Genomic DNA, 22,292 nt, shown 5'->3' on the forward strand with positions numbered 1-22,292 from the left:
GGCCCGGTCACCCCGTGGCAGAATTACCGCTCTGCACCCCGCGCATGGCTCATTCCGCCGCCGACACCGTGCTGACGCCGACCTGCTCGCGGGCCACCTCGTCGAAGATCCAGTCGCGGAAGGCGCGGATCATCGGGTCGCCCGCCCGGTCCTCGGCATAGGCCACCGAATAGATCACCATCGGCAGGGTCACCGCCTCGAACAGGCGCACCAGCCGCCCCGAGGCCAGCGTGCCGCGCACCACCGCGTCATAGGCCAGCGATACGCCCTGCCCGCGCTCCGCCGCCGTCGTCGCCAGTTCGCAGTTTGGAAACACCGGGCCCTGCGGCAGCGTCACGTCGTCAAGCCCCGCCGCCGCGAACCACGCCGGCCAGGCATCGTCGGTCTCGTCATACATCAGCCGATGCCGCAGCAGGTCGCGGGGCTGCTTTACCTCGCCGGCCAGGTCCGGCGCGATCACCGGATAGCGGCTCGACTGCATCAGCGGTTCGGTGCGCACCCCCGACACCCGGTCCACCGACCACTGGATCACGAGGTCGCTGTCGTTGGCGGCGAAATCCACCGAGGGCGCCCCGGTCGACACCCTCAGCCGCACCCGATCGCCGAACTCCAGCCGATCAAGCCGCGGTACCAGCCAGCGCGCCGCGAACCCCGGCGTACAGAGCACCCGGAAGGTCCGCTTGCCGGCGTCCTGCAACGCCCGCGTCGTCTCATCCAGCGTGTTCAGAAGCCCGGTCAGCTTGCCCGCATAGCCGCGCCCGGTCAGCGTCAGCACCATGCGGTTGCCGTCCCGCTCGAACAGCGCCGTATCGAGGTACGCCTCCAGAGCCCGGATCTGGTGCGACACCGCCGAGGGCGACAGGCACAATTCCTCCGCCGCCTTCTTGAAGCTCAGATGTCGCGCCGCGGCCTCGAAGGCCCGGACCGCCGCGAAGGGCGGAAGCTGTCGTGCCATGGGGTGAATTTCCCTCACCCGGTAATGAAAAACGATCTTTTGTGCGCAAGGCTGACGCTAGGGTAACATCAAAGCATTCCATCACCAACCTTACGGAGGACACCATGCTGTCCCTCACCGCCGCCGCCCGCAGGCTGGCGCGCCCGCTGATCCTGTGCCTGCTGCTGACCACGACCGCCGCCGCCGACCCGCTGGCCTGGCGCGAGGCGCGAAGCCTTCCCGCCCTGATGGCGCACCTCGACGGCTGGCTCGACGCCGAGACCGACCTGCCCCGCAGGCCACCGCCCGAGGTGCGGATGGTCTCCGCCGCCCGTGCCGCGGCGCTGGCACCCTCGCACCTCGGCGTTGATGCCCCGCACCGCCGCGGCCTCTATGATCCGGAGGCGCGTGTCATCTATCTCGTCCGCCCGTGGCGCCCGCGCGACCCCTTCGACGTCAGCACGCTCCTGCACGAGATGGCCCACCACCGGCAGGCCGAGGCCGGGCACTGGTACTGCCCCGGCGTACAGGAACTGCCCGCCTACCGGCTGCAACAGCGGTGGCTGAACGCGCTGGGCCTCGAACCGGAGGTCAACTGGATCGCCGTGGTGCTCGAATCCGGCTGCACCCCGCGCGACATCCACCCGGACTGACCCGACAGCCCCGCCACGCTCCGCAGTCCCGGACCCGATCCGGGAGCTCTGCCTCAACGCCGGCCATGAGGTCCCGGATCAGGTCCGGGACGCCGGGCGGCATTCATCCCCTGTCATCACCCCTGAACCGGGTTCTCCGCGCCATAGCCCAGCGGCTCGGTCACCGCCTCGGCGCCGCGCTCCGCCTCGCCATGCTCGGCCAGGAACTTCTCCGCATCCAGCGCCGCCATGCAGCCCATCCCGGCGCTCGTCACCGCCTGCCGATAGACGTGATCCGTCAGGTCGCCCGCCGCGAACACCCCCGGCACCGAGGTCCGCGTCGATCCCGCCTCGACCTTCACGTAACCGCCGTTGTGCAGCTCCAGCGAATCCTTGACCAGCTCGGTCGCCGGTGCGTGACCGATGGCGATGAACACACCCTTGGCCGGGATCACCGTGACCGCGCCGGTCTGGGTGTTGATCGCGCGCACGCCGGTCACGCCCTTGGGATCGCTCTCGCCGATCACCTCTTCCAACTCGTGGAACCACATCGGCTCGATCTTGGGATGCTTGAGCAGACGCTCCTGCAGAATCTTCTCCGCCCGCAGTTCGTCGCGCCGGTGCAGCAGCGTCACCTTCGACGCGAAATTGGTCAAAAACAGCGCCTCCTCGACGGCGGTATTGCCGCCGCCCACGACGACGATCTCCTGCCCGCGATAGAAGAACCCGTCGCAGGTCGCGCAGGCCGAAACGCCGAAGCCCTTGTAGGCCTCCTCGGACGGCAGCCCCAGCCACTTCGCCCGTGCGCCGGTGGCCAGAATGACCGCATCGCAGGTATAGACCGTACCGCTGTCGCCCTTCGCCGTGAAAGGCCGCTTCGAGATGTCCAGCGAGGTGATGATGTCGCCGATGATCTCGGTCCCCATCGCCTTGGCATGGGCCTCCATCCGCACCATCAGGTCCGGGCCCTGAACCTCGGTGTCGCCGGGCCAGTTCTCGACCTCGGTCGTGGTGGTCAGCTGCCCGCCCGGCTCGATCCCCTGCACCAGGATCGGCTCCAGCATAGCGCGGCTGGCATAGACCCCGGCGGTATAGCCCGCGGGGCCGGAGCCGATGATCAGAACTTTGGTGTGGCGTGTCTCGGCCATGTCTCTGCCCCCTGGCGTATTGTATCTGTCAGGGGCCGCATATAGACCCCCGGCGCGGCAACGAAAAGCCCGCGCAGGCCGGCCATGCAGCCCGCGCCGGGAGCTTGCGAATAAAGTTGCCGATCCGCGAAACATTATTGCGCCGCCCTACCAAGGTGCTATAACAATCGCAATTCTGGCGGAGGGGAACATGCCGGGCACCCGACTCGATCCGATCGATCGCAAGATACTTGCCGAACTTCAGGCCGATGGCCGCATGACCAACGTGGAACTGGCGCGACGCGTCGGCATTTCCGCGCCGCCCTGTCTGCGTCGCGTGCGCACGCTCGAGGAGCAGGGCTATATCCGCGGCTACCACGCCGACATCGACGCCCGCGAATTGGGATTCGAGGTGCAGGTCTTCGCCATGGTGGGCCTTGTCAGCCAGGCCGAGGCCGACCTCTCGGCCTTCGAGGACCGTTGCCGCGCCTGGCCGCTGGTCCGCGAATGCCACATGCTCAACGGCGAGGTCGACTTCGTGCTGAAATGCGTGGCCCCCGACCTGTCCAGCTTCCAGAGCTTCCTGACAGGTGAACTGCTGACCGCGCCCAACGTCGCTTCGGTCAAGACCTCGCTGGTGATCCGCGGCGCCAAGGACGAACCCGGCGTACCGTTCGACGTGCTCGAAGACCGTCTCAGCAAAAGCGCCTGACCAGAAACGCCGTCGACAAACCCGTCCCGGCGTTTCCTGCGGTCGAATATCCTGTCGTGGTGGCCCCGCAGGGCGCGGGGCAAAGCCCCGCCGTCGCGCGTCCTATCCGCCGTGCAACCCTTCCAGCATCTCGCGCTCGACCTTGGGAAAGGCCACCGGGCCGAAGTCGCGCGGATGCCGCACGTCGGGAAACAGCGACAGGAACAGGCCCTGAACCGAATCGGCCATGCGCTCGACGGTGCCGCTGCCGGGGTGATAGCTCTCGATTTCCAGCCCGCCGGCGTCCACCGCGGCATGACGCGGCAGCCGCAGGTGATAGACCCGCACCGAGGACGGCGGCATCACCTGGAACACGCTGTTGCCATCCGCGAAGTCCGACAGCGGGGTCAGCACGTGGCCCTGCCCGTTGGCGGCGCGCAACTGCGGCGGATTGTGCAACAGCGCCGCACCCGGCCCCAGCACCAGATCGCTGCCGGGCCGGCCCATTCCGAAGGCCTCGGCCGTCACCCGCAAAAGCCCGCGCAACAGCGACCCCTGCGCCGATTGCCCCGGCACCATGGTCGCCGCCCCGATCCACACCACCGGCTGCGGCCCGGCCGTACTGTCGACCACGTCGCCCGGCAGAAGATCCTCGATCGCCACCGGCCCGCCGGGCGTCGCCACCAGCGTGCCGCGCGCAAATCCCGAAACGGCACGTTCGAACAGCGGCACCTGCGGCACCACGTGCGAACTGTCGTGGACAGAGCCATCGGGCCGCAGACCGCTGACCTCGATGCGTCGCATCGGCACGGTGCTGCGCTGCGGGTGCGCGCCGGGTCTTGCCTCGGGTCGGGGGGGTGGAAGCCGTCCGGGAACTGGCGTGGAATACTGTTCGGTCAGTGCCCGCAAATGTGGGCGATGAGGTGCCGTCATAGCATGTGTACCCTGTACTCTGGTCACATCCGCGCCGGCCCCCACCGACAACGACAGATCTGAAATTTTTAGCAAACAGGGATAATGGACCAGATCCGGCGGCATAAGTCAAAGATCCGCGCTGATCACCCCCGCCCCGGCCCGCAATGCCCAGCCAGCACCGCGATTGTTCCCGCTAGGAATACCCGGATGCCACAATTCGCCGTACCCTTCCCGAATCGCGCACGCATGCCCCCGGACAAGCGAAAGCCGCGCCCGGTTTCCCGGCACGCGGCTTTGTCACGGCGATGGCCTCGCGAAAGGGGCGCGGCTCAGGCGCTCTTGCGCAGGGCCAGCACAGCCTTGCGGCGCGCAATCATAGCGGCCCGGCGGCGCCCGCGCGCCCAGGGCATTTCAACGTTGGAGGTCTGTGCACCTTGCACGACGGACTGGATGAAACGGGTTTTCATGTCATTGCTCCTGAACCGGGTGGCAGCCGGAGTGGCCAAGCTCACTTACCCATTAACTATGAGATTGGTTTCCGGCAGGTATGGGGCGGACAGCGAAAATTTTCGGTGAATTCTCGCAGGATTTCCAAGGCAAATGCGGCAGACTGGGAGAACCGAATTAAGGGTTGATTTTCAACGCCTTAAACACGCATCCCCAACCAATCCGCGGCTTCCCCCATCCGACTTTGTGGCAACCCTGCGGCGCGGTGCTGCCCTGCTTCTGCCGCAATGCCCGCGTGATCCCGCCCATCCTGACAAATGACTGTCGCTTTGCGCCGCCGATCCGTCGGCGGACCGCCCTCAGAGCCGGATCGCTGAGATCAGCCGCCCGTAGTCCACCTCGCCGGCGTGCACCGATCGGCGATAGGAATAAAACCGCTCCGGATCCGCGTAGGTGCAGTGCCGGCACCACTCCGCCTCGCCCACGCCCGCCGCCCGCAGGCGCGACAACCCGAAACCCGGCAGATCGAACAGATAGCGGTCGCCCTTGCCCTGCGAAAAGAACCGGCTCGACTCGCGATCCGCCGCCATGACCTCTTCAAGAAACTCCGGCCCGACCTCATAGGCCGCCTGCGAGATCGACGGTCCGATTACCGCGCGTATCCGTCCGCGTTCGGCGCCCAGCGCCTCCATCGCGTCCACGGTCGCCTCCAGCACACCGTCCAGAGCCCCGCGCCAGCCGGCATGGGCCGCCCCGATCACCCCGGCCCCGGTGTCGGCAAACAGCACCGGCTGGCAATCCGCGCTCAGCACGCCCAGCGCGATGCCCGGCCGGTCGGTGACCATCGCATCCGCGCGCGGCCGTTCCGCGAAAGGCTCAGTGACGGTCACCACGTCCGGCGAATGCACCTGGTGCACCGTCAGCAGCGCCTCCGGCCGCACCTCCAGCGCCCCCGCCACCCGGGCGCGGTTGATGCTGACGATCTCCGACTGATCCGACGACCCCTGCCCGCAGTTCAACCCGCTGAAGATCCCCGACGACGCCCCGCCCCGCCGGGTAAAGAACCCGTGGCGCAACGGTGCCAGAAGATCCGAAGTCAGTATTTCCAGTGTCATGAATCCAGCCCGGGTATCGCCGGGGCACCTTGCGGCAGCAGCCCCAGCACTTTGAAGACCGTCCCCATTTCCGCAGGGTGCGTCAACCGCCGATGTGCGGCGACGTGGCTTTCCAGCTCCGCCCCCTGCAATCCGCGCGCCAGCTGCTGCGCCCGCCCGGTGATGCCGAGCCGTTCAAGAAACACCCCCTGCGTGGTCAGCCGCGTATGCGCACAGGGCGCGGCCCGTGCGATCGCCTCGAAATCCACATGCGCCGTCAGGTCCGCCATCCCCGGGGTCTCCAGCGGCGGCACCGTGCGATGCGCCTGCAGGGCCTGCAAGGTATCGCCCAGCGACCGCCAGTCGCCATAGTCCACGATCAGCGCCGCCCCGCCGTGACCGGCGATCCGCCGGCCCAGCGCCTCGGACACCGCGGGCAGGGCCGGCGCGATCTCGACCACGTCGCCGTCCCGCGTGTCGCCAAGCCGATGCTCCAGCGCCGCCACCGGCGCCTCACCGGCCAGCCCCATCACCAGTTCGTCCCCCTCGGCGCCGACCCGCCGTTCGCTCCAGCCCGCGCCCCGGCGCTGGAATTGCCGCACCGGCAGCGCATCGAAGAACTCGTTCGCCACCAGCCACAGCGGCGCCTCGGGCAAGGCATCGACATGCTCCGCCCAGATCACCTCATGCCCGGCCAGCGTCCGCTTCTGCGCCTGCCGCATCGTCTCGGAAGCCTCGACCAGCACCACCTGCGCCGCGTCGACAAACCCGGGAACGCGGGCTCCGACCCGCAGGATATCGGCCATCAGCGTCCCGCGCCCCGGCCCCAGCTCGGCCAGCGTGAACCCCGGCCGTCCCTGATCCAGCCAGCTCTGGGCCAGCGCCAGTCCGACCAGTTCGCCGAACATCTGGCTGATCTCGGGCGCGGTGGTGAAATCTCCCGCCGCCCCCAGCGGATCGCGCGCCGTATAGACGCCGTACTCCGGATGCAGCAGGCACATCGCCATGTAGTCGGCCAGCGAAATCGGACCCTCCGTCGCGATCCGCTCCAGCACGACCCGCTTCAGGCTCATGCCCGCTGCCGCCACACCAGCCACAGCCCGATCACGATCATCGGCAGGGACAGGAGCTGCCCCATGGTCAGCCCCCAGCCGCCAACATGCCACGCCAGCCCCAGCGGGTTGCCCTCGGTCACGAACTGCGCATCAGGCTGGCGGAAGAACTCCACCACGAAGCGCGCCGCGCCATAGCCGGCAAAGAACAGCGCCGCCACCCGGCCCGGGGTCCGCAGCCAGCCGCGCGCATAGACCACCCAAAGCAGCACCGCGCCCAGCAACAGCCCCTCCAGCCCCGCCTCGTACAACTGCGACGGATGCCGCCCGCAGAGCGCGTCGAAGTCCTGCCCGCAGTCCTGCGCCGCCTCGCCCGGAAAGGCCACCGCCCAGGGCACATCGGTCGGACGCCCCCACAGCTCGGCGTTCACGAAGTTCGCCAGCCGCCCGAACAGCAGACCCGGCGGCGTCGCCAGCGCCATCATGTCGGCCATCGGCAGCCGCGCCACGCCTTGCCGCGCGCTCCAGATCCAGCCCGCCACCGCGACCCCGATCAGCCCGCCGTGAAACGCCATGCCGCCCTGCCAGATCATCAGGATCTCTCCCGGATTGGCGAGGTAATAGCCCGGCTGATAGAACAGCACGAAGCCCAGCCGCCCGCCAAGGATGATGCCGAGGATGATCCACGTCATCAGGTCCTCGAGCTGCGCCGGGCTCATCGGCGCGGTGCCGCCCTGCCATAAGGCGGGCCGCTTCAGGGTGCGCGCCGCCACCCACCAGCCCAGCAGGATGCCGGCGATATAGGCCAGCGCGTACCAGCGCAGCGCAAAGTCGAAACCGAAGAGCGAAACCGAGAACACCTCGGGCGCGAGCGGGGGGAATGGGATCAAGGCCTGCATCCCCGCTCTGTGCCTTCGCCCCGAGCCAAGGTCAACCTTGTCCCCCGGCCCCGGCGGCTCCATATAGATCACAAATCAGATGGAGACCCCGATGCAGACCCGTAACAAAGTATTCGACGACCTGTCGCAACTGATGACCAACGCCATGGGCGTGGCACAGGGCGCGCGGACCGAGGCCGAGACGGCGATGAAGTCGATGATCGACCGCTGGCTCGCCGACCGCGACTTCGTCACCCGCGAAGAATTCGACGCCACCCGCGCCATGGCCCAGAAGGCCCGCGAGGAAAACGAGGCCCTGAAGGCGCGGATCGAGGCGTTGGAGAAGAAGCACGACTGACCCGTAGGGTGCGTGATCTCACTCGATGCTTCAGAAACGACGCATCACGCCGGCGCTCGAGGTTCACGTCTACGGGTAATTGGGTCGCCTTGCCGACCTTGATTACGAGTACTCCGCAGCGTTTGCTGCTTTCATGCTTTGTCCGTGGGTATCACCTTCACTTTGTCTAAAGGCAGCAATTGTTGCCGACCGATCACCTTAGCCTTTGGCCGACTCAGGGTTGTCGAGTTAGTATTGGAGCTCTCCGAATAGAGGAAGCTCCGCAGTGACCCGTCTTTTGTTATTGTCCAAGGCGCTATTGGTGCTGTCGTCGCAAGTGCTAGGTCAGCCCTTGAGCGTCTCACTATCTGCTAGGGCAACCGAAGGTGAATTTCTTTTCGCAGAAGAATTCATCGGCGAACTTAATGAGCGAGGCTTTGACGCTTCGATCCACTTGTTCCAGAACGAGTTTGGAGCATTACCCGAAGATGCTGACCTTACTGTCGTGACATTGGCACGATTGGGAGCTGAACTCCAATTTGAGAACGCGTATGTCGCGCTTCTTTCATTTCCAATGGTTACAGCATTACCGCAAGAAAGACTTGTCGCACTTAGTTCCGAGGTCGCTGCACAGGCTGCGCGAAGTCTCGGCCGGGAGAACGCCTTCCCTATTGGTTTCTTCGACGGGGCTGATGTGGCGCTTTATACTGTCGCGGATACAACCACCGTTGATAAGTTCGAGGGCCTGAAGATCAGTGCCCTTGACCCCCTCGCAAATCTGTTCCTGTCCGATCTAGGCGCAGTTACCACGCGCCATACTACTGAAAATTTGTCCGCTGCGATGCGGACCGGTGTCATCGATGGCACTGAACTCCCTATTGGAGCGCTGCAAGATTACCTTGACGCTGGTGGTGAAGAAAGCAGGACGATTTGGCCGGCCTTCCGCAGCAACACCGGTGTAGTTCTAAGTTCTTCCGCGTTCTGGGACACCCTTTCGCCGAGACAGCACCGGGAGTTGGAAGCGGCCATCGCACGAGCGGCGCAAAACACATTATCCCAGCAAGAGGATTTGACCGCCAAGCTCTTGGAAACTTACGGCGGTGACGGTTCTTTCCAGTTTGCGTCGACTGAGGCGAAAGGCGACATCACACGACGTGCGAGAAAGAGCTTTATCTCGAAATATGGAATGACAGGCGAGATGGCTCTGCTTGCCTTCGATGAGGCATTGGCAGCGTCACGCACGTCGGAGGAGCCGTTTCGAATAGAAGATCGGGGGAACCTAGGGTCGGCAGGCAGAAAGGTCTACTTTGTCACGGACAGGCGCTATTTTCCCCACGAAGATCGCCTGGTGGACAAATTTGGTGCTGTTCCCAAACAGGCTGCTCGAATTCGATGCGGAGAGTTCATGCTGGACATGAGCGATGCGCCACTCGGTGACTACTTGGCTGAGATTGAGCTTGCTGGAAGATTGACTGAAGGGTCCGAGGCGTGCTTTCGATTCCTGACCACGCGTACTCGCGACAGTTTTTTTCTGATCCACGGTTACCGCAATTCCTTCGAGGATTCGGCAAAACGCGCGCTGGCTCTCGCTCGGGATCTAGGTATCGAGGACACGGACCTGATCCTCTGGAGCTGGCCGTCGGCCGGAAGCGCTGGGGCATATTGGAAAGACGAGAGGGCAATCGAAAACAGCTCACTACACTTCATCCGTTTTTTGCGCCGATGGCATGACATTGAGCGTATTTCGGAATCTGTGATCGTCGCTCACTCCATGGGCACACGAATGGTCGGCATGACGGTCGAACAGATGAAGGAAATGGTTGACGGATTCACCTTCGTTTTAGCCGCAGCAGACATAGGGCGAAAGCGGTTTAAAGAGTTAATCACGCAGACGTCGGCCAGGATGGTGCACTATGTCTCCACCGAAGACCTTGCCCTCCTCTTGTCATGGATTGTGAATATCAGGAGACCCGCAGGGTCTAATCGCGCGATTGCACTTGGAAACATCGAAGTGATCGATCTGTCAAATCGCCATAGTGACCATTCTCACGTATTCGTCTCACACGGCGCGTTCGATGACCTGAGGGAATTCCTCAGGAGCAGGGCGTCGCCGCCTGACCGCGGCTTAATTGAGCGAACCGATCGTGACGGGAACATCTATTGGGAACTCCCCACCTCCAGATGACACCGGAGTCATCTGCCGTAATCAACCCTTCGCAATACCTCTTCCCATCGATGTCTTCGCTGCTGACCCTCGCTCTTAAACTACATGCTCACCCTTCCTACTCATCGCCCTGACGCGCTTCTACCGCTGGTAGGCATCCTCCATTTGCAGACGCTCCTCGGCTAGGGCGCGCTTGTCCCGTTCCTCCAGCTGATCCTAATCGTGCATTGGAACCTCAGCGACGGTGAACTTGCCACGGCAGGCGCACCCTGCCGAACCGGCACGGCCTCCGATAGGCGCGCTCCGAAACGCCCGCCGTCAGATGAAATCCATGTCCGCGGCCAGCCCTGCGGTGCTGCCGACCCCCTGCAGCGTGATGGTGTTGCCGCTGCCGAAATCGAACACCACGGCGCCCGCCACGACCGACGCGAACTGGTCGACCACCTGATCGGCGCTCAGACCACCGCCCCACAGGGCCTCGTCCAGCACCAGCGCGTCGGTTCCGGTCTGGTAGTCGGTCACCAGATCGGCCCCGATGAGCGCCCCGAAGAACACGAACTCGTCCGCTCCCGCGCCCCCCGTGGCGGTGTCGTCGCCGCTGCCGATGCGCAGAGTGTCGTCGCCGTCGCCGCCGATCATCAGGTCGGCGCCATGTCGTCCGGACTGGCCATTGTCGCGCAGCTCGTCATTGCCCTCGCCGCCGTAAAGCGTGTCCCGGCCATTGCCGCCCTCCAGCGTGTCGTGGCCGGCCTCGCCGTGGATCGCGTCGTACTGGTTGCCACCGTAAAGCAGGTCGTTGCCCTCGCCACCGTACACGGTGTCGTTGCCGGCGCCGCCGAACACCGTGTCCTCTCCGGCCCCGGCAAGGAACTGATCGGCGCCATGCCACCCGGTCTGGCCATTGTCGTGCAGCTCGTCGGCGCCATGGCCGCCATCGACGGTGTCGCGGCCATTGCCGCCGTGCAGCGTGTCGTTGCCGGCCTCGCCGTGGATCTCGTCATACTGGCCGCCGCCGAAGATCAGGTCGTCGTTCACGCCGCCGAACAGGGTGTCGTTGCCGCCCTGCCCGTACAAGGTGTCGTTTCCCTTGTCCCCGAGCAGGTAATCGTGGTGCGCGCCGCCATCCAGCAGGTCGCTCCAGCCGCCGCCGGACAGGGTGTCCCTGCCGCCGCCGCCAAAGACGGTGTCCTCACCGGTGCCGGCGTGGATCTCGTCATTGCCCTCGGCGCCGCTCAGCCAGTCATCGCCGATGCCGGTCACGATATAATCGTTGCCCGCGGTCCCGGCCAGCGTCAGCGGGACCGGCGTGTCATAGCCGGAAAAGAAGCCCCCCGTCCGGGCGCCCTGAAAGATGTTCGTGCCCACCCCGGGGAAACCGGTCACGCTGTCGGGCTGCACCTCGGCCAGATAGTCGCCGATATCGATGCCGATCACCGACAGCACACTGCCCACGTAGGAGTTGCTGTTCTGGTTGACGTCATAATTCAACCCGTGTCCGCCCCCGCTGAGCGAGGCGTGAATCTGGCCGAGCAACTCCCAGACGTGGCCGGCCGCCTGCTGGACGCCAAGCTCCAGCGGCACGATGGCATAGTCCTGCGCATCGCCATAGCCGGGCGTGTTGGACGTGTCGTCATGCGGCCTGCCAAAGTCGGGAAACGCCCAGTCCCCGAAGAAATACGGAAACCCGGGCGAGGTCGTCTCGTTTTCAAGCAGGTTGCCCTCGGCGTCCTCAAAGACGATCTGCAAATGCCCGTAAACAAGGGTATCGGGGACAAGGTTCGCGGCCAGAAAAAGTTGCTCCGTCATAATAAGACTCCCAGCTGAAAATGCGTGATCCTCACCCTTATAATCCATTTCGGCCCTGACGGCAGGAAACCTTTACGACGGCGGCGCCCCGCCCCCCGCGTCGGAACGCGCGGCCCCGGCCGCGTCGCCCGGCACGTCCCCGCCGCCGGCCTTGGCAACGGCCTGAAGAAAGGTCGCACGGTCGAAGGGTTTGCGGATGTGTGGCGCCGCGCCCTCGTGCAGGTCGAAGTCCATTCCATGACCGCTCATGAACAGCACCGGCAACCCCGGGTTGTGCGCCCGGATACGCTTGAAGGCCTCGTAGCCGCCGACCTCTGGCATGATGCAATCAAGGATCACAAGGTCCAGCGCGTCGCCCAAGGCCTGCGCCTTCCGGGCCGCCTCGCGGCCGTCGTGCGCGGTGATGACCCGGTGGCCTTCGTTGGTCAGCACGCTCTCGACATAACTCAGCACCGGTCCCTCGTCATCGGCCACGAGGATGCGCAGTGGCGGCATGGTCACCCCGTCCGGACGCGCCCGCCGCGCGACCCGCCGTTCGCTGACCCTGGGCAGCACGATCTCCACCCGCGTGCCCTGCCCCGGGTGCGAAACCAGCTCGATCCCGCCGCCCGCGCCATCCACGATCCCGTAGACCGAGGCCAGCCCAAGCCCGGATCCCTCGCCAAGCTTCTTGGTGGTGAAATAGGGCACGAAGGCATTGGCCCGCGTCGCCTCGTCCATGCCCTTGCCGGTGTCGGTCACCTCCAGCGTCACCTCGTCGCCGCGATGGCCGGTCCTGACCTCGATCCTGCCATTGCCCATGATGGCGTCACGGGCGTTCAGCACGAGGTTGGTCAGCACCTGCTCAAGCTGGCTGTCCGACAACCCGATCCAAAGTCCGCAGGCCCGCAGGTCCAGCACAAGGTGGAACCGCGGCCCGAGCATCTGCGACAGCAGCGGCTGAATCTCCCGGATCACCGGGTCGATGGCACAGCGTCCGCTGTCCGCCTTGTCGATCTTGCTGAACGCCAGCAGTTGGCTGACAAGGTTTGCCGCCCGGTTGCCAGCCGCCGTGACATTGGCCAGCGTCTCCTGATCGGCGCCGGGCCGGCTGCGCGCGATCTCGGTGAAGCCGAGGATCACCTGCAACAGGTTGTTGAAGTCATGCGCCACCCCGGCGGCCAATTGCCCCACCGCCCGCGTCCGTTCGTCCTGCGCGATGCGTCTGCGCAGCCGTTCGATCTCTTCGCTGTTCTCGCGGCGATAGATATAGCCCAGCACGACGATCGCCAGCAGGTGAAACGCATGGCGGATCGGTGACAGTGCCGGCTGCAGCATGTTCTGCGCATAAAGGTTCACCAGCATCAGCAGGTCGTCCATCAGGATCAGCGTGAAGGCCAGCATCACCGCCCATCGCGCCCAGCCGGTGGCGCGCAGGAACAGCCCCAGCGCGACCGCGCTGAGACAGGCCCCGGTGATATGGACCACCCAGTCCCCCCAATGCTCCGAAAACCGGGCTGCGGGGTCGGCGGCCAAGGTGTTCCACCAGTCCGGCGCCACCACCGCGTAGAACAGCGCCACCGCCGCAAGCCCCCAGCGCAGATAGCCATAGGCAATCCGCCGCGATCCAAGCAGGTAAAGCAGGAACGCGGCCCCGATGGTGACCCGTGCCGCCAGCAGAAGCGCATGGTCGATCGGGGGAAAGAACAGTTCGAGCGATGCCGCGTGGAACACGCCCTGCGTCTGCAGCGACTTGATGACGAACTTGAAGACCTCGCGCCCCAGTCCGAACGTGAACCCGACGATCAGCAGCGCCTCGCGTCCGGCCCGATGTCCGGCGCGGTTCCTTATGGCCTGAACCAGCAGGCCACCGAACAGGATCGCCCCCAGCCCGAACCGGACATAGTCGTTCAACGGCGAATTGCGGCCGCCTCCGAACTCGCCGAGGACATCCAGCAAATAGGAAAGAAACTGTTCCACGACGCCCCTCGAAATCGCGGGGCGCCGTGCCGGGATCAGCGTCCCGCACGGATGTGCCGCGATATATGCGCTGCACCGCCGCCCCGGAGCCAACAAGGCGTAATAATGGTTAACAAATCCTTAATGGCGCCGCCCGCGCCGGGTGGAGACTTGGGCCCCTGTCACTCCCAGACGATATCGCCGCCCTTCTTGGTCGCCGCCTTGGCCCGCTTCCAGCGCTGATAGTCCTTCTCGATCCGCACCCGATGTTCAGCCAGTGATCGCTGGTCCCAGGCCTCGAGCCGCTCGCAATGGTGCACCGGCACCACCGCGGCGATGAACTTGCCATGTCGGGTCAGCCAGAGCCGTCCGCCCATGTGCTGCACCCACTGCGTCAGCGCGGCGCAATTGGCGCGGTACTCCGACAGAGGCATGGTGCGAAAGGGGGTCTGGCTCATGGGTCACTCCGGGTCGCCCCCAACCTGCCAGACCCCGGTTGCCAAAGCCTGACCGGGCCGTACGCAGCCCCCGGCCTCCGCCACGGCGGCGTCCAGCGGGGCCTCGGGGGGGGGCTTTTGTACAAAACAGGGGGTCGTTTTGTACAAATTGTACAAAACTTGCAGCTGGGCGATCAGCCCTTGCGGTACGCGTCCAAGGCGGCCGCGACCCCCTTGTCCCAAATCATACGCAGCCAGGTCTCGAAGGCCTCCGAAAACCGCTCGTCGTCCCCGATCGAGCCGTAAAACTGCCTTTGTTCCAACCACTTGCGCGGCTCGTTCCTGGCGTCCGCAGCGGCGGCGGTCAACTGGTCCCACGCCGGGTCATTCGGCTCGATCCGGGTCCCGTCTTCGCGTGTTCCATAGCACATCCGCGCCCAAAGAGCCTGCGACAAAGCCAATCCTTTCAATGGCTTACCTGCCTCTATCGCATCCCGGATCACCGGCAGCACCGCGCCCGTGTGCCGCGAGGACCCGTCGAACGCGACCCTCCGCACCGTATCGTGGATCTTCGGGTTAGAGAATCTTTTGTCAATCAAATCAACATATTGCGCCGTAGTCATCCCCGGCACATCATCCACATGCGGCGAGATTTCGTCCAGCGCGACCTTCCGCAGCAGCCCCTTGATCCCGTCATTCTCCATGGCACCAGCGATAGTGGTGATCCCCAAAACCTCCGCAGGCGCCGCAATCACCTGGTGTCCGCCGTTGAGCATCCTCAGCTTCATCGCCTCGTACTCATGCACCCCGTCCGAGATCGTCGCACCCGCCTTCTCCCACGCGGGGCGGCCGTTCGCGAAGTGGTCCTCGATCACCCACTGCCGGAAATTCTCGTGTGTTACCGGGACCTTGTCCTCGATGCCCATCGCTTCGGCCAGCTTCAGTTCGTTGGGTCCGGTGGCCGGCACGATGCAATCCACCATCGAGTCCGGAAACGCCGAATGCGTCTCGATCCACTGGCGCAACTCGGGGTCCATCAACTCCGCCAGCTCCAACACCACCTCGCGCAGCTTGGTGCCATTGCCCGGCAGGTTGTCGCAGCTCTGGCAGGTGAAGGCCGCCGCACCCGCATCACGCCGCATTCGCAACGCGGCGATCATGGCGCCGAAGACGGTCCGGGGGGTGTCGGGATTGGCGATGTCATGCTGGATGTCGGGATGCTTGGAATCGAAATTTTTCGTAGCCGGATCGAGGTAATAGCCACCCTCTGTCACGGTCAGGGCGACAATGCGGATGCGCGGATGGGCCATTTCGGCGATCAGTGCGCCGTTGCCCTCTTCGATCGGGATATAGCCGATCATCGACCCCACCACCTCGGCCGAGGTGCCGGCCGGATCAAGCTCGATCAGGGTGGTCAGGCAGTCCTGCGCCAGCAGCTTGTCGCGCATCGCCTTGTCGTAGTCGCGCACCCCGGCACCGAGGATCGCCCAGTCCAGCGCCTCGCCCTCCTGCATCAGCCGGTGCAGATACCAGGCCTGATGCGCGCGGTGGAAATTGCCGAGACCGACATGGATGATACCCGGGGTCAGCTTCGACCGGTCATAGCGCGGCCGATCCACCCCGGCGGGCAGGTCATTCAGCGTGGCGTTGGACAGTTTCATAGCAAGGGTCCTCTTCGGGGTCCTTCCCGGTCAGCTCATCCACTGACCGCCATCGACATTGTAGGTTTGTGACACGATGTAGTTGGCCTCGTCCGAGGCGAGAAACACGGCCATGCCGGTCAGGTCTCCGGGCGTGGCAAAGCGGCCCGCGGGCACGCCCGCCTCCACTTCGGCCTTCTTCTGGCCGGGCTGTTTGCCTTCGAGCTTGGCGAACATCGAATCCACGTGGACCCAGTGTTCACCGTCGACCACGCCGGGCGCGATGGCGTTGACGTTGATGCCGTGCCTGATCAGGTTCAGCCCCGCCGACTGGGTCATCGAGATCACCGCCGCCTTGGTCGAGCAGTAGACGAGCACGAGGCTTTCGCCGCGCCGCCCGGCCTGCGAGGCCATGTTGATGATCTTGCCGCCGTGGCCTTGCGCGATCATCTGGCGAGCCGCCGCCTGCATGGTGAACAGCGTCCCCGCGACGTTGACGGCATAGAGCCGGTCATAGCTTTCGCGGGTGATATCAACGGTCTCAGCGGCATCGAACAACGCGGCGTTGTTGATCAGGATGTCGAGCTTGCCTGCATGCCCCACGACCTCTTGAACCGCCTTGTCGATGCTGTCCTGCCGCGTGACATCGAGGTGGACGGCATAGGCGCCCTGCCCGATCTCTTCCGCGGCGGCGCGGGCGGCGTCGAGGTTGATGTCCCCGATCGCCACCTGCGCGCCCTCGTTCACGTAGGCCCGGGCGAATTCCTTGCCGATGCCGCGCGCGGCCCCGGTGATCAGTGCGGATTTGCCCTCGAGCCGCATCAGTCGATCCGCAGCCCGTCGGCGCCGAACTTGTGGATGTGCTGGGCCTGCGGCGTCAGGTAGACGGTGTCGCCGTGCTTGACGGCAACGTCGCCGCCGGCGCGCACGGTCAGCGGGTCGCAGCCCGGGATGCCGTGAATGTGGATGAAGGTGTCCGATCCCAGGTGTTCGGCCACGCCGACGGTGCCCTGCCACTGGCCTTCCGTCGTCGAGACGTCGAGGTGCTCGGGACGGATGCCGATGGTGTGGGCATTGTGCTTGGCCGCCTCGCCGCCCTCGATCAGGTTCATCTTGGGCGAGCCGATGAAGCCGGCAACGAACTTGTTCCGCGGTGCGCGGTAAAGCTCCAGCGGCGAGCCGACCTGCTCGATCACGCCGGCCTGAAGCACCACGATCTTGTCGGCCATGGTCATCGCTTCGACCTGGTCGTGGGTGACGTAGATCATCGTGGTCGCCAGACGCTTGTGCATCTCGGAGATCTCCAGACGCATCCCCACCCTTAGCGCCGCGTCGAGGTTCGACAGCGGTTCGTCGAAGAGGAAGGCCGAAGGCTCACGCACGATGGCACGGCCAATGGCCACCCGCTGACGCTGGCCGCCCGAGAGCTGGCCGGGGCGCCGGTCAAGGTAGTCGGTGAGGTTCAGCGCCTTGGCCGCACTTTCAATCCGCCGGTCCTGTTCGGCCTGGTCCATGCCCGCCATCTTCATCGGAAACGCGATGTTCTTGCGCACCGACATATGCGGGTAGAGCGCGTAGGACTGGAACACCATCGCCAGACCGCGCTTGGCCGGTGGCAGATGGGTGGCGTCTTGGCCGTCGATCTCGATCTTGCCCGAGGTGATGTCCTCCAGCCCAGCGATCAGCCGCAGGAGGGTTGACTTGCCGCAGCCCGAGGGGCCGACGAAGACCGTGAACTCACCGTCTTCGATTTTCAGGTCCAAGGGCGGGATGACGTTGACGTCGCCGAAGCTCTTGGTGACTTGGTGCAGTTGAATTTGTCCCATGGTCTTTGGTCCTTATTTCACAGCGCCGAAGGTCAGGCCGCTAACGAGTTGTTTCTGGCTGAACCAGCCGAGGATGAGGATCGGCGCGATGGCCATGGTCGAGGCCGCGCTGAGCTTGGCGTAGAACAGACCCTCGGGGCTGGAGTAGCTGGCGATGAAGGCGGTGAGCGGCGCGGCTTTCGCGGCGGTCAGGTTGAGGGTCCAGAACGCCTCGTTCCAGGCTAGGATGAAGTTCAGCAGCAGCGTCGAGGCAATGCCCGGAACCGCCATCGGGGTGAGGATGTAGATGATCTCGTCCTTCAGGCTGGCGCCGTCCATGCGTCCGGCTTCGAGGATCTCGCCGGGGATTTCCTTGAAGTAGGTGTAGAGCATCCAGACGATGATCGGCAGGTTGATCAGCATGATGACGATCACCAGCCCGATGCGGGTGTCGAGGATGCCCAGCTTGATGAAGATCAGGTAGATCGGGTAGAGCACGCCGACCGCCGGAAGCATCTTGGTGGAGAGCATCCAGAGCAGGATGTCCTTGGTCCGTTTCGAGGGCACGAAGGCCATCGACCAGGCCGCGGGCACCGCGATGATGATGCCGAGGATGGTGGACCCGCCGGCGATGATGATCGAGTTCCACAGGAAGCGCGCGTAGTTCGAGCGCTCCATGACGGCGGAGTAGTTCTCCAGAGTCCAGTCGAAGTTCAGGAACACCGGCGGATCGGCGATCGCCATGGCTTCGGTCTTGAAGCTGGTGAGGATGGTCCAGAGGATCGGGAAGAAGATCAGAAGACCCACGGCCCAGGCTGCGGCGGTGTTGATCGCCTTGCGTTGATTGGTGACGGCACGTGCCATGATGTTATCTCCTCACGCGTCCAGGTTCTTGCCGACGATGCGCATCAGGAAGATGGCAACGATGTTGGCGAGAATGATTGCATAGACACCGCCCGCCGATCCGAGTCCGACGTTCTGGCTTTCCAGCACGCGCTGGAAGATCAGGTAGGTCAGGGTCCGGGTGCCGAAGGCGCCGCCGGTGGTCACGAGGATCTCGGCGAAGATCGACAGCAGGAAGATGGTCTCGATCAGGATGACGATGGTGATCGCGCGGCTCAGGTGCGGCAGCACGATGTACCAGAAGCGTTTCAGCACCGGCGCGCCGTCCATTTCCGAGGCTTCCAGCTGCTCGCCGTCGAGCGACTGGATCGCGGTCAGCAGGATCAGCGTGGCGAAGGGAAGCCACTGCCACGACACGATCAGGATGATCGAGAACAGCGAATGGTCGGACAGCCAGACCACCGGGTCGGCCCCGAAGAAGCGCCACACGTGCGCCAGAAGGCCGTTGGTGGGGTCCATGAACATGTTCTTCCACACCAGCGCCGACACGGTGGGCATGACGAAGAACGGCGCGATCACGAGGATGCGGACGACGCCCTGCCCCCACATCGGCTGGTTCAGCAGGATGCCGAGCAGGATGCCGAAGCCCACGGTGATGATCAGCGCGCCGCCGACGATGATCAGCGTGGCCTGGATCGAGGGCCAGAAGGCGGAGGAGGATACAAAGCGGACGTAGTTGTCGAAGCCGACCCATCCTAGGTCGCCCCCGCGCAGGGGCCGAAAATCCTTAAATGAGAAATAGAGCGTCATGATCAGCGGCACGAGCATCCATCCGAGAAGAAGGACAACGGCCGGGGCCATCATGAAACGCGCTGCGGATCGGGAGTGCTGGGTCGCCATGACACAAATCCTCTCTGGTCACGCAAGGTGCATGTTGAACGCGATTGAAACTGGAAAAAGGATAACACGGATCAAGGGAGTCGGGAGATGGACAAGCCACCCCCCGGCCCTTGGGAGGATGCCTCAGCGATAGCCGGCGGCTTCCATTTCTTCCATGGCGATGGCCTGGGCTTTTTCAAGCGCCTCGTCCACGGTCTGCTGGCCGGCGTAGACCGCCGAGAATTCCTGGCTCACCTGGCTGGCAAGACCGGCGAATTCCGGGATGGCGACGAACTGGACGCCGACATAGGGAACCGGTTTTTCGGCAGGGTTCTTGGGATCGGCCGCGTTGATCGAGGCAAGGGTCTTCTCGGCGAAGGGCACCGACTTGTAATCCTCGTTCTCATAGAGCGAGGTGCGCGCGCCCGGCGGCACGTTGGCCCAGCCTTCTTTCTCGGCCACGAGCTCGATGTAGTCCTTCGAGGTGGCCCATTCGATGAACGCCTTGGCGGCTTCCTCGTTGTCGGTCCCGGCCGGGACTGCCAGCGCCCAGGCCCAGAGCCAGTTGGCACGCTTCTCGTGGCCTTCCGCGTTCGGCGCCAGAGCGAAGCCGACCATGTCAGCCACTTCCGAGTCGTTGGGGTTGGTCACGAAGGAGGCCGCGACGGTGGCGTCGATCCACATGCCGCATTTGCCCTGCTGGAACAGCGAGAGGTTCTCGTTGAAGCCGTTGGTGGCATAGCCGTCGGGGCCGTAGTCGTTCATCAGGGTGGAGAAGAAGGTCAGTGCCTCTTTCCATTCCGGCTGATCGAACTGCGGGGTCCAGTCTTCGTCGAACCAGCGCGCGCCGAAGGAGTTCGCGGTGACGGTGATGATCGCGCCGCCTTCACCCCAACCGGCCTTGCCGCGCAGGCAGATGCCGTTGATGTCGTTTTCCGGATCATCCATGGCCGCTGCGGCCTCGCGGATGAATTCCCAGGTCGGCTCTTCCGGCATTTCCAGCCCGGCCTTTTCCATCAGGTCGGTGCGGTACATGATCATCGAGCTTTCGCCGTAAAACGGTGCCGCGTAAAGCGTGCCGTCATGGCTCAGCCCGTCCCGCATGGCGGGCAGGATGTCGTCGACGTCATACTCGTCGGACAGGTCGTCCAGCGGCACCAGCCAGCCGTTGGCCGCCCAGATCGGGGTTTCGTACATGCCGATGGTCATGATGTCGAACTGGCCGCCCTTGGCGGTGATGTCGGTGGTCACGCGCTGGCGGAGAACGTTCTCCTCCAGGGTCACCCATTCGACCTCGTGGCCGGTCTTTTCGGTGAAATCGTCGGTGTAACCCTGCATCCGGATCATGTCACCGTTGTTAACCGTGGCAATGGTGATCGTGTCCGCATAGGCGCCGGTGGCAGCCAGCAGCGACACGGCCGTCGCGGTGCGAAGTGCGTTGTTCAAAGGCATCCGTTTCCTCCCTGAATGCTTGGATGTCGTGCAGAAACGGTAACGCCAGACGTGCCTTTCGGTCAATCAAAATTTTTACGCGCGTAAACTTTTGCCGACCTTTTCGGAATATCAATACGTTAGGCAGACGCGCGACGGATGAGTCGCCCGGCACAGAAGGTCTTTTCCCGTGTGTCGGGGCGGTCGTCCGATTCGATCAGCTTCATGAGGCTTGCGACGCTGGCCTGTCCGATAGCCGCGTAATCCTGCGCCACTGTCGTCAGCATCGGGCAGGTATAACGCGAAAACGGGTGATCGTCGTGGCCCGCAACCCGCAGGGCACAGCCGGGTCCGACCCCTACCCGCATACCCTTTTCATAGGCCGCCGCCAGCAACCCGATCGCAAGGCGGTCGTTGCTGCAAAGCACCGTGTCGGTGGCGAGGCTGCGCTCGGACAGCACCCGCAATCCCTCGCGGTAGCCGATCTCTTCGAAGTCCCAGCCGGTGCCTTCGACCTGCACCAGTTCGGCCGTGTGGCCAAGCCGCTCCATCGCCGCAGCATAGGCCTTGCGGCGCCGGAAGGCATTCGGGTTGGAGGGTGTGCGCATTTCGAAGAATACCGGCGGCGCGCCCGTGCGGCATAGGTAATCGCACATCAGGTCCGTCGCCTGAGTGATGTCATGGCCGATGAAAGCTTCGCCTATCCCACTGATCTGGCTATCGAACAGCACCGTCGGCACATCCCGAGCGAAGGCTTCGACCGCGGCCACGTCCGATGCGCGGCCCAGCGCCGCCAGAAGCACGCCCGCCGGCTTGATCGACCGCAGGCTCTCCAGGTTCTCCTGCTCCAGCGACGGCGAGCCATGCGAACTGAGCAGGATCGGCCGATACCCGGCTGCGATGACCTCGGTCTCGATGGTGCGGGCCAGTTCGGCAAAGAACGGATCAGCCAGAAACGGCACCATGATGCCGATGTTCTTGGTCTGCGCCCGGTTCTGGTTCATCGCGTAGATGTTCGGCCGGTAGTCATATTGCTCCAGCGCCGCCTCGATACGCTGCCGGGTGGATTTGCGCACCGAGGCGGGATCGTTGAAATACTTCGAGACCGTGGGCCGCGAGATGCCGCTGACGGAGGCGAACTCCTCCATGTTCTTTATTCTCGGTGCGACCACTGGCTTGGTTCCCTCTGGAGCGTCGGCCCTCTCGTGAAAGAGCTTAGCGACAAATTTTCCGCGCGCAAAT

At 64.5% G+C, this 22,292-nt stretch carries 21 protein-coding genes; 4 read left to right on the plus strand and 17 right to left on the minus strand.

Translation table 11 applies throughout. The features are described 5' to 3' along the window. Positions 1 to 49: 49 nt before the first annotated feature. Positions 50 to 955, minus strand: coding sequence for a LysR substrate-binding domain-containing protein (locus AC04PT_RS14560; RefSeq protein ID WP_482874444.1), 906 nt, complete (start codon positions 953 to 955; stop codon positions 50 to 52). A gap of 104 nt (positions 956 to 1,059) precedes the next feature. On the opposite strand from AC04PT_RS14560, the gene AC04PT_RS14565 reads away from it, so the two are divergent. Further along, positions 1,060 to 1,587, plus strand: a complete 528-nt coding sequence (locus AC04PT_RS14565) for a DUF6647 family protein (RefSeq protein ID WP_482874445.1) — start codon at positions 1,060 to 1,062, stop codon at positions 1,585 to 1,587. Positions 1,588 to 1,703: 116 nt separating this feature from the next. Here AC04PT_RS14565 and trxB read toward each other — a convergent pair whose 3' ends face one another. Continuing rightward, positions 1,704 to 2,714 carry a thioredoxin-disulfide reductase gene (trxB, locus tag AC04PT_RS14570; protein ID WP_482874446.1) on the minus strand — a complete coding sequence of 337 codons (1,011 nt, stop codon included), beginning with the start codon at positions 2,712 to 2,714 and terminating at the stop codon, positions 1,704 to 1,706. Positions 2,715 to 2,904: 190 nt separating this feature from the next. Here trxB and AC04PT_RS14575 point away from each other — a divergent pair, with 190 nt between their 5' ends. Then, positions 2,905 to 3,405 carry an Lrp/AsnC family transcriptional regulator gene (locus AC04PT_RS14575; RefSeq protein ID WP_482874447.1) on the plus strand — a complete coding sequence of 167 codons (501 nt, stop codon included), beginning with the start codon at positions 2,905 to 2,907 and terminating at the stop codon, positions 3,403 to 3,405. A gap of 102 nt (positions 3,406 to 3,507) precedes the next feature. Here the strand turns inward: AC04PT_RS14575 and AC04PT_RS14580 are convergent, their stop codons facing one another. From AC04PT_RS14580 to lgt, 5 genes are all read right to left on the minus strand, one after another. Beyond that, positions 3,508 to 4,188: a Hint domain-containing protein gene (locus AC04PT_RS14580; protein ID WP_482874448.1), complete on the minus strand. Its 681-nt coding sequence runs from the start codon at positions 4,186 to 4,188 to the stop codon at positions 3,508 to 3,510. 440 nt (positions 4,189 to 4,628) lie between these two features. Further along, positions 4,629 to 4,766: a hypothetical protein gene (locus tag AC04PT_RS14585; protein WP_482874449.1), complete on the minus strand. Its 138-nt coding sequence runs from the start codon at positions 4,764 to 4,766 to the stop codon at positions 4,629 to 4,631. Positions 4,767 to 5,105: 339 nt separating this feature from the next. Beyond that, a complete protein-coding gene (gene pgeF, locus AC04PT_RS14590) occupies positions 5,106 to 5,861 on the minus strand; it encodes a peptidoglycan editing factor PgeF (protein WP_482874450.1) in 756 nt (251 codons plus the stop codon). After that, complete coding sequence (locus tag AC04PT_RS14595) at positions 5,858 to 6,913, minus strand: class I SAM-dependent methyltransferase (protein ID WP_482874451.1); 1,056 nt, start codon at positions 6,911 to 6,913, stop codon at positions 5,858 to 5,860. The genes pgeF and AC04PT_RS14595 overlap by 4 nt, the downstream gene beginning before the upstream one ends. Beyond that, a complete protein-coding gene (gene lgt / locus AC04PT_RS14600; RefSeq protein ID WP_482874452.1) occupies positions 6,910 to 7,791 on the minus strand; it encodes a prolipoprotein diacylglyceryl transferase in 882 nt (293 codons plus the stop codon). Before lgt ends, AC04PT_RS14595 begins: the two co-directional genes overlap by 4 nt. A gap of 91 nt (positions 7,792 to 7,882) precedes the next feature. On the opposite strand from lgt, the gene AC04PT_RS14605 reads away from it, so the two are divergent. Beyond that, entirely contained in the window at positions 7,883 to 8,128 is a 246-nt protein-coding gene (locus tag AC04PT_RS14605; RefSeq protein ID WP_482874453.1) for an accessory factor UbiK family protein, read from the plus strand. Between the two features lie 265 nt (positions 8,129 to 8,393). After that, positions 8,394 to 10,292: an alpha/beta hydrolase gene (locus tag AC04PT_RS14610; RefSeq protein ID WP_482874454.1), complete on the plus strand. Its 1,899-nt coding sequence runs from the start codon at positions 8,394 to 8,396 to the stop codon at positions 10,290 to 10,292. 297 nt (positions 10,293 to 10,589) lie between these two features. Here AC04PT_RS14610 and AC04PT_RS14615 read toward each other — a convergent pair whose 3' ends face one another. The 10 genes from AC04PT_RS14615 to AC04PT_RS14660 all read right to left on the minus strand — a co-directional run bounded on the left by AC04PT_RS14615 (position 10,590) and on the right by AC04PT_RS14660 (position 22,198). Next, the gene (locus AC04PT_RS14615) at positions 10,590 to 12,077 is read right to left on the minus strand and encodes a calcium-binding protein (protein ID WP_482874455.1); all 1,488 of its coding nucleotides are present in this window, start codon (positions 12,075 to 12,077) and stop codon (positions 10,590 to 10,592) included. Between the two features lie 72 nt (positions 12,078 to 12,149). Further along, on the minus strand, positions 12,150 to 14,036 hold the full coding sequence (locus AC04PT_RS14620) for a hybrid sensor histidine kinase/response regulator (protein WP_482874456.1): 1,887 nt from the start codon (positions 14,034 to 14,036) through the stop codon (positions 12,150 to 12,152). A gap of 161 nt (positions 14,037 to 14,197) precedes the next feature. After that, entirely contained in the window at positions 14,198 to 14,473 is a 276-nt protein-coding gene (locus AC04PT_RS14625) for a hypothetical protein (RefSeq protein ID WP_482874457.1), read from the minus strand. 173 nt (positions 14,474 to 14,646) lie between these two features. Continuing rightward, positions 14,647 to 16,113 (minus strand): mannitol dehydrogenase family protein, encoded by a 1,467-nt coding sequence (locus AC04PT_RS14630; RefSeq protein ID WP_482874458.1) that lies wholly within the window; start codon positions 16,111 to 16,113, stop codon positions 14,647 to 14,649. Positions 16,114 to 16,143: 30 nt separating this feature from the next. Further along, entirely contained in the window at positions 16,144 to 16,914 is a 771-nt protein-coding gene (locus AC04PT_RS14635) for an L-iditol 2-dehydrogenase (protein ID WP_482874459.1), read from the minus strand. Continuing rightward, positions 16,914 to 17,918, minus strand: a complete 1,005-nt coding sequence (locus AC04PT_RS14640; RefSeq protein WP_482874460.1) for an ABC transporter ATP-binding protein — start codon at positions 17,916 to 17,918, stop codon at positions 16,914 to 16,916. Before AC04PT_RS14640 ends, AC04PT_RS14635 begins: the two co-directional genes overlap by 1 nt. A 12-nt stretch (positions 17,919 to 17,930) precedes the next feature. Beyond that, entirely contained in the window at positions 17,931 to 18,761 is an 831-nt protein-coding gene (locus AC04PT_RS14645) for a carbohydrate ABC transporter permease (protein WP_482874461.1), read from the minus strand. A 12-nt stretch (positions 18,762 to 18,773) separates the two neighbouring features. Beyond that, positions 18,774 to 19,640 carry a carbohydrate ABC transporter permease gene (locus AC04PT_RS14650; protein WP_482874462.1) on the minus strand — a complete coding sequence of 289 codons (867 nt, stop codon included), beginning with the start codon at positions 19,638 to 19,640 and terminating at the stop codon, positions 18,774 to 18,776. A 123-nt stretch (positions 19,641 to 19,763) separates the two neighbouring features. Beyond that, positions 19,764 to 21,071, minus strand: coding sequence for an ABC transporter substrate-binding protein (locus AC04PT_RS14655; RefSeq protein WP_482874463.1), 1,308 nt, complete (start codon positions 21,069 to 21,071; stop codon positions 19,764 to 19,766). 119 nt (positions 21,072 to 21,190) lie between these two features. Further along, positions 21,191 to 22,198 carry a LacI family DNA-binding transcriptional regulator gene (locus AC04PT_RS14660; RefSeq protein ID WP_482874464.1) on the minus strand — a complete coding sequence of 336 codons (1,008 nt, stop codon included), beginning with the start codon at positions 22,196 to 22,198 and terminating at the stop codon, positions 21,191 to 21,193. Positions 22,199 to 22,292 lie beyond the last annotated feature (94 nt).

The organism is Litorisediminivivens sp. KMU-197, assembly GCF_056858395.1.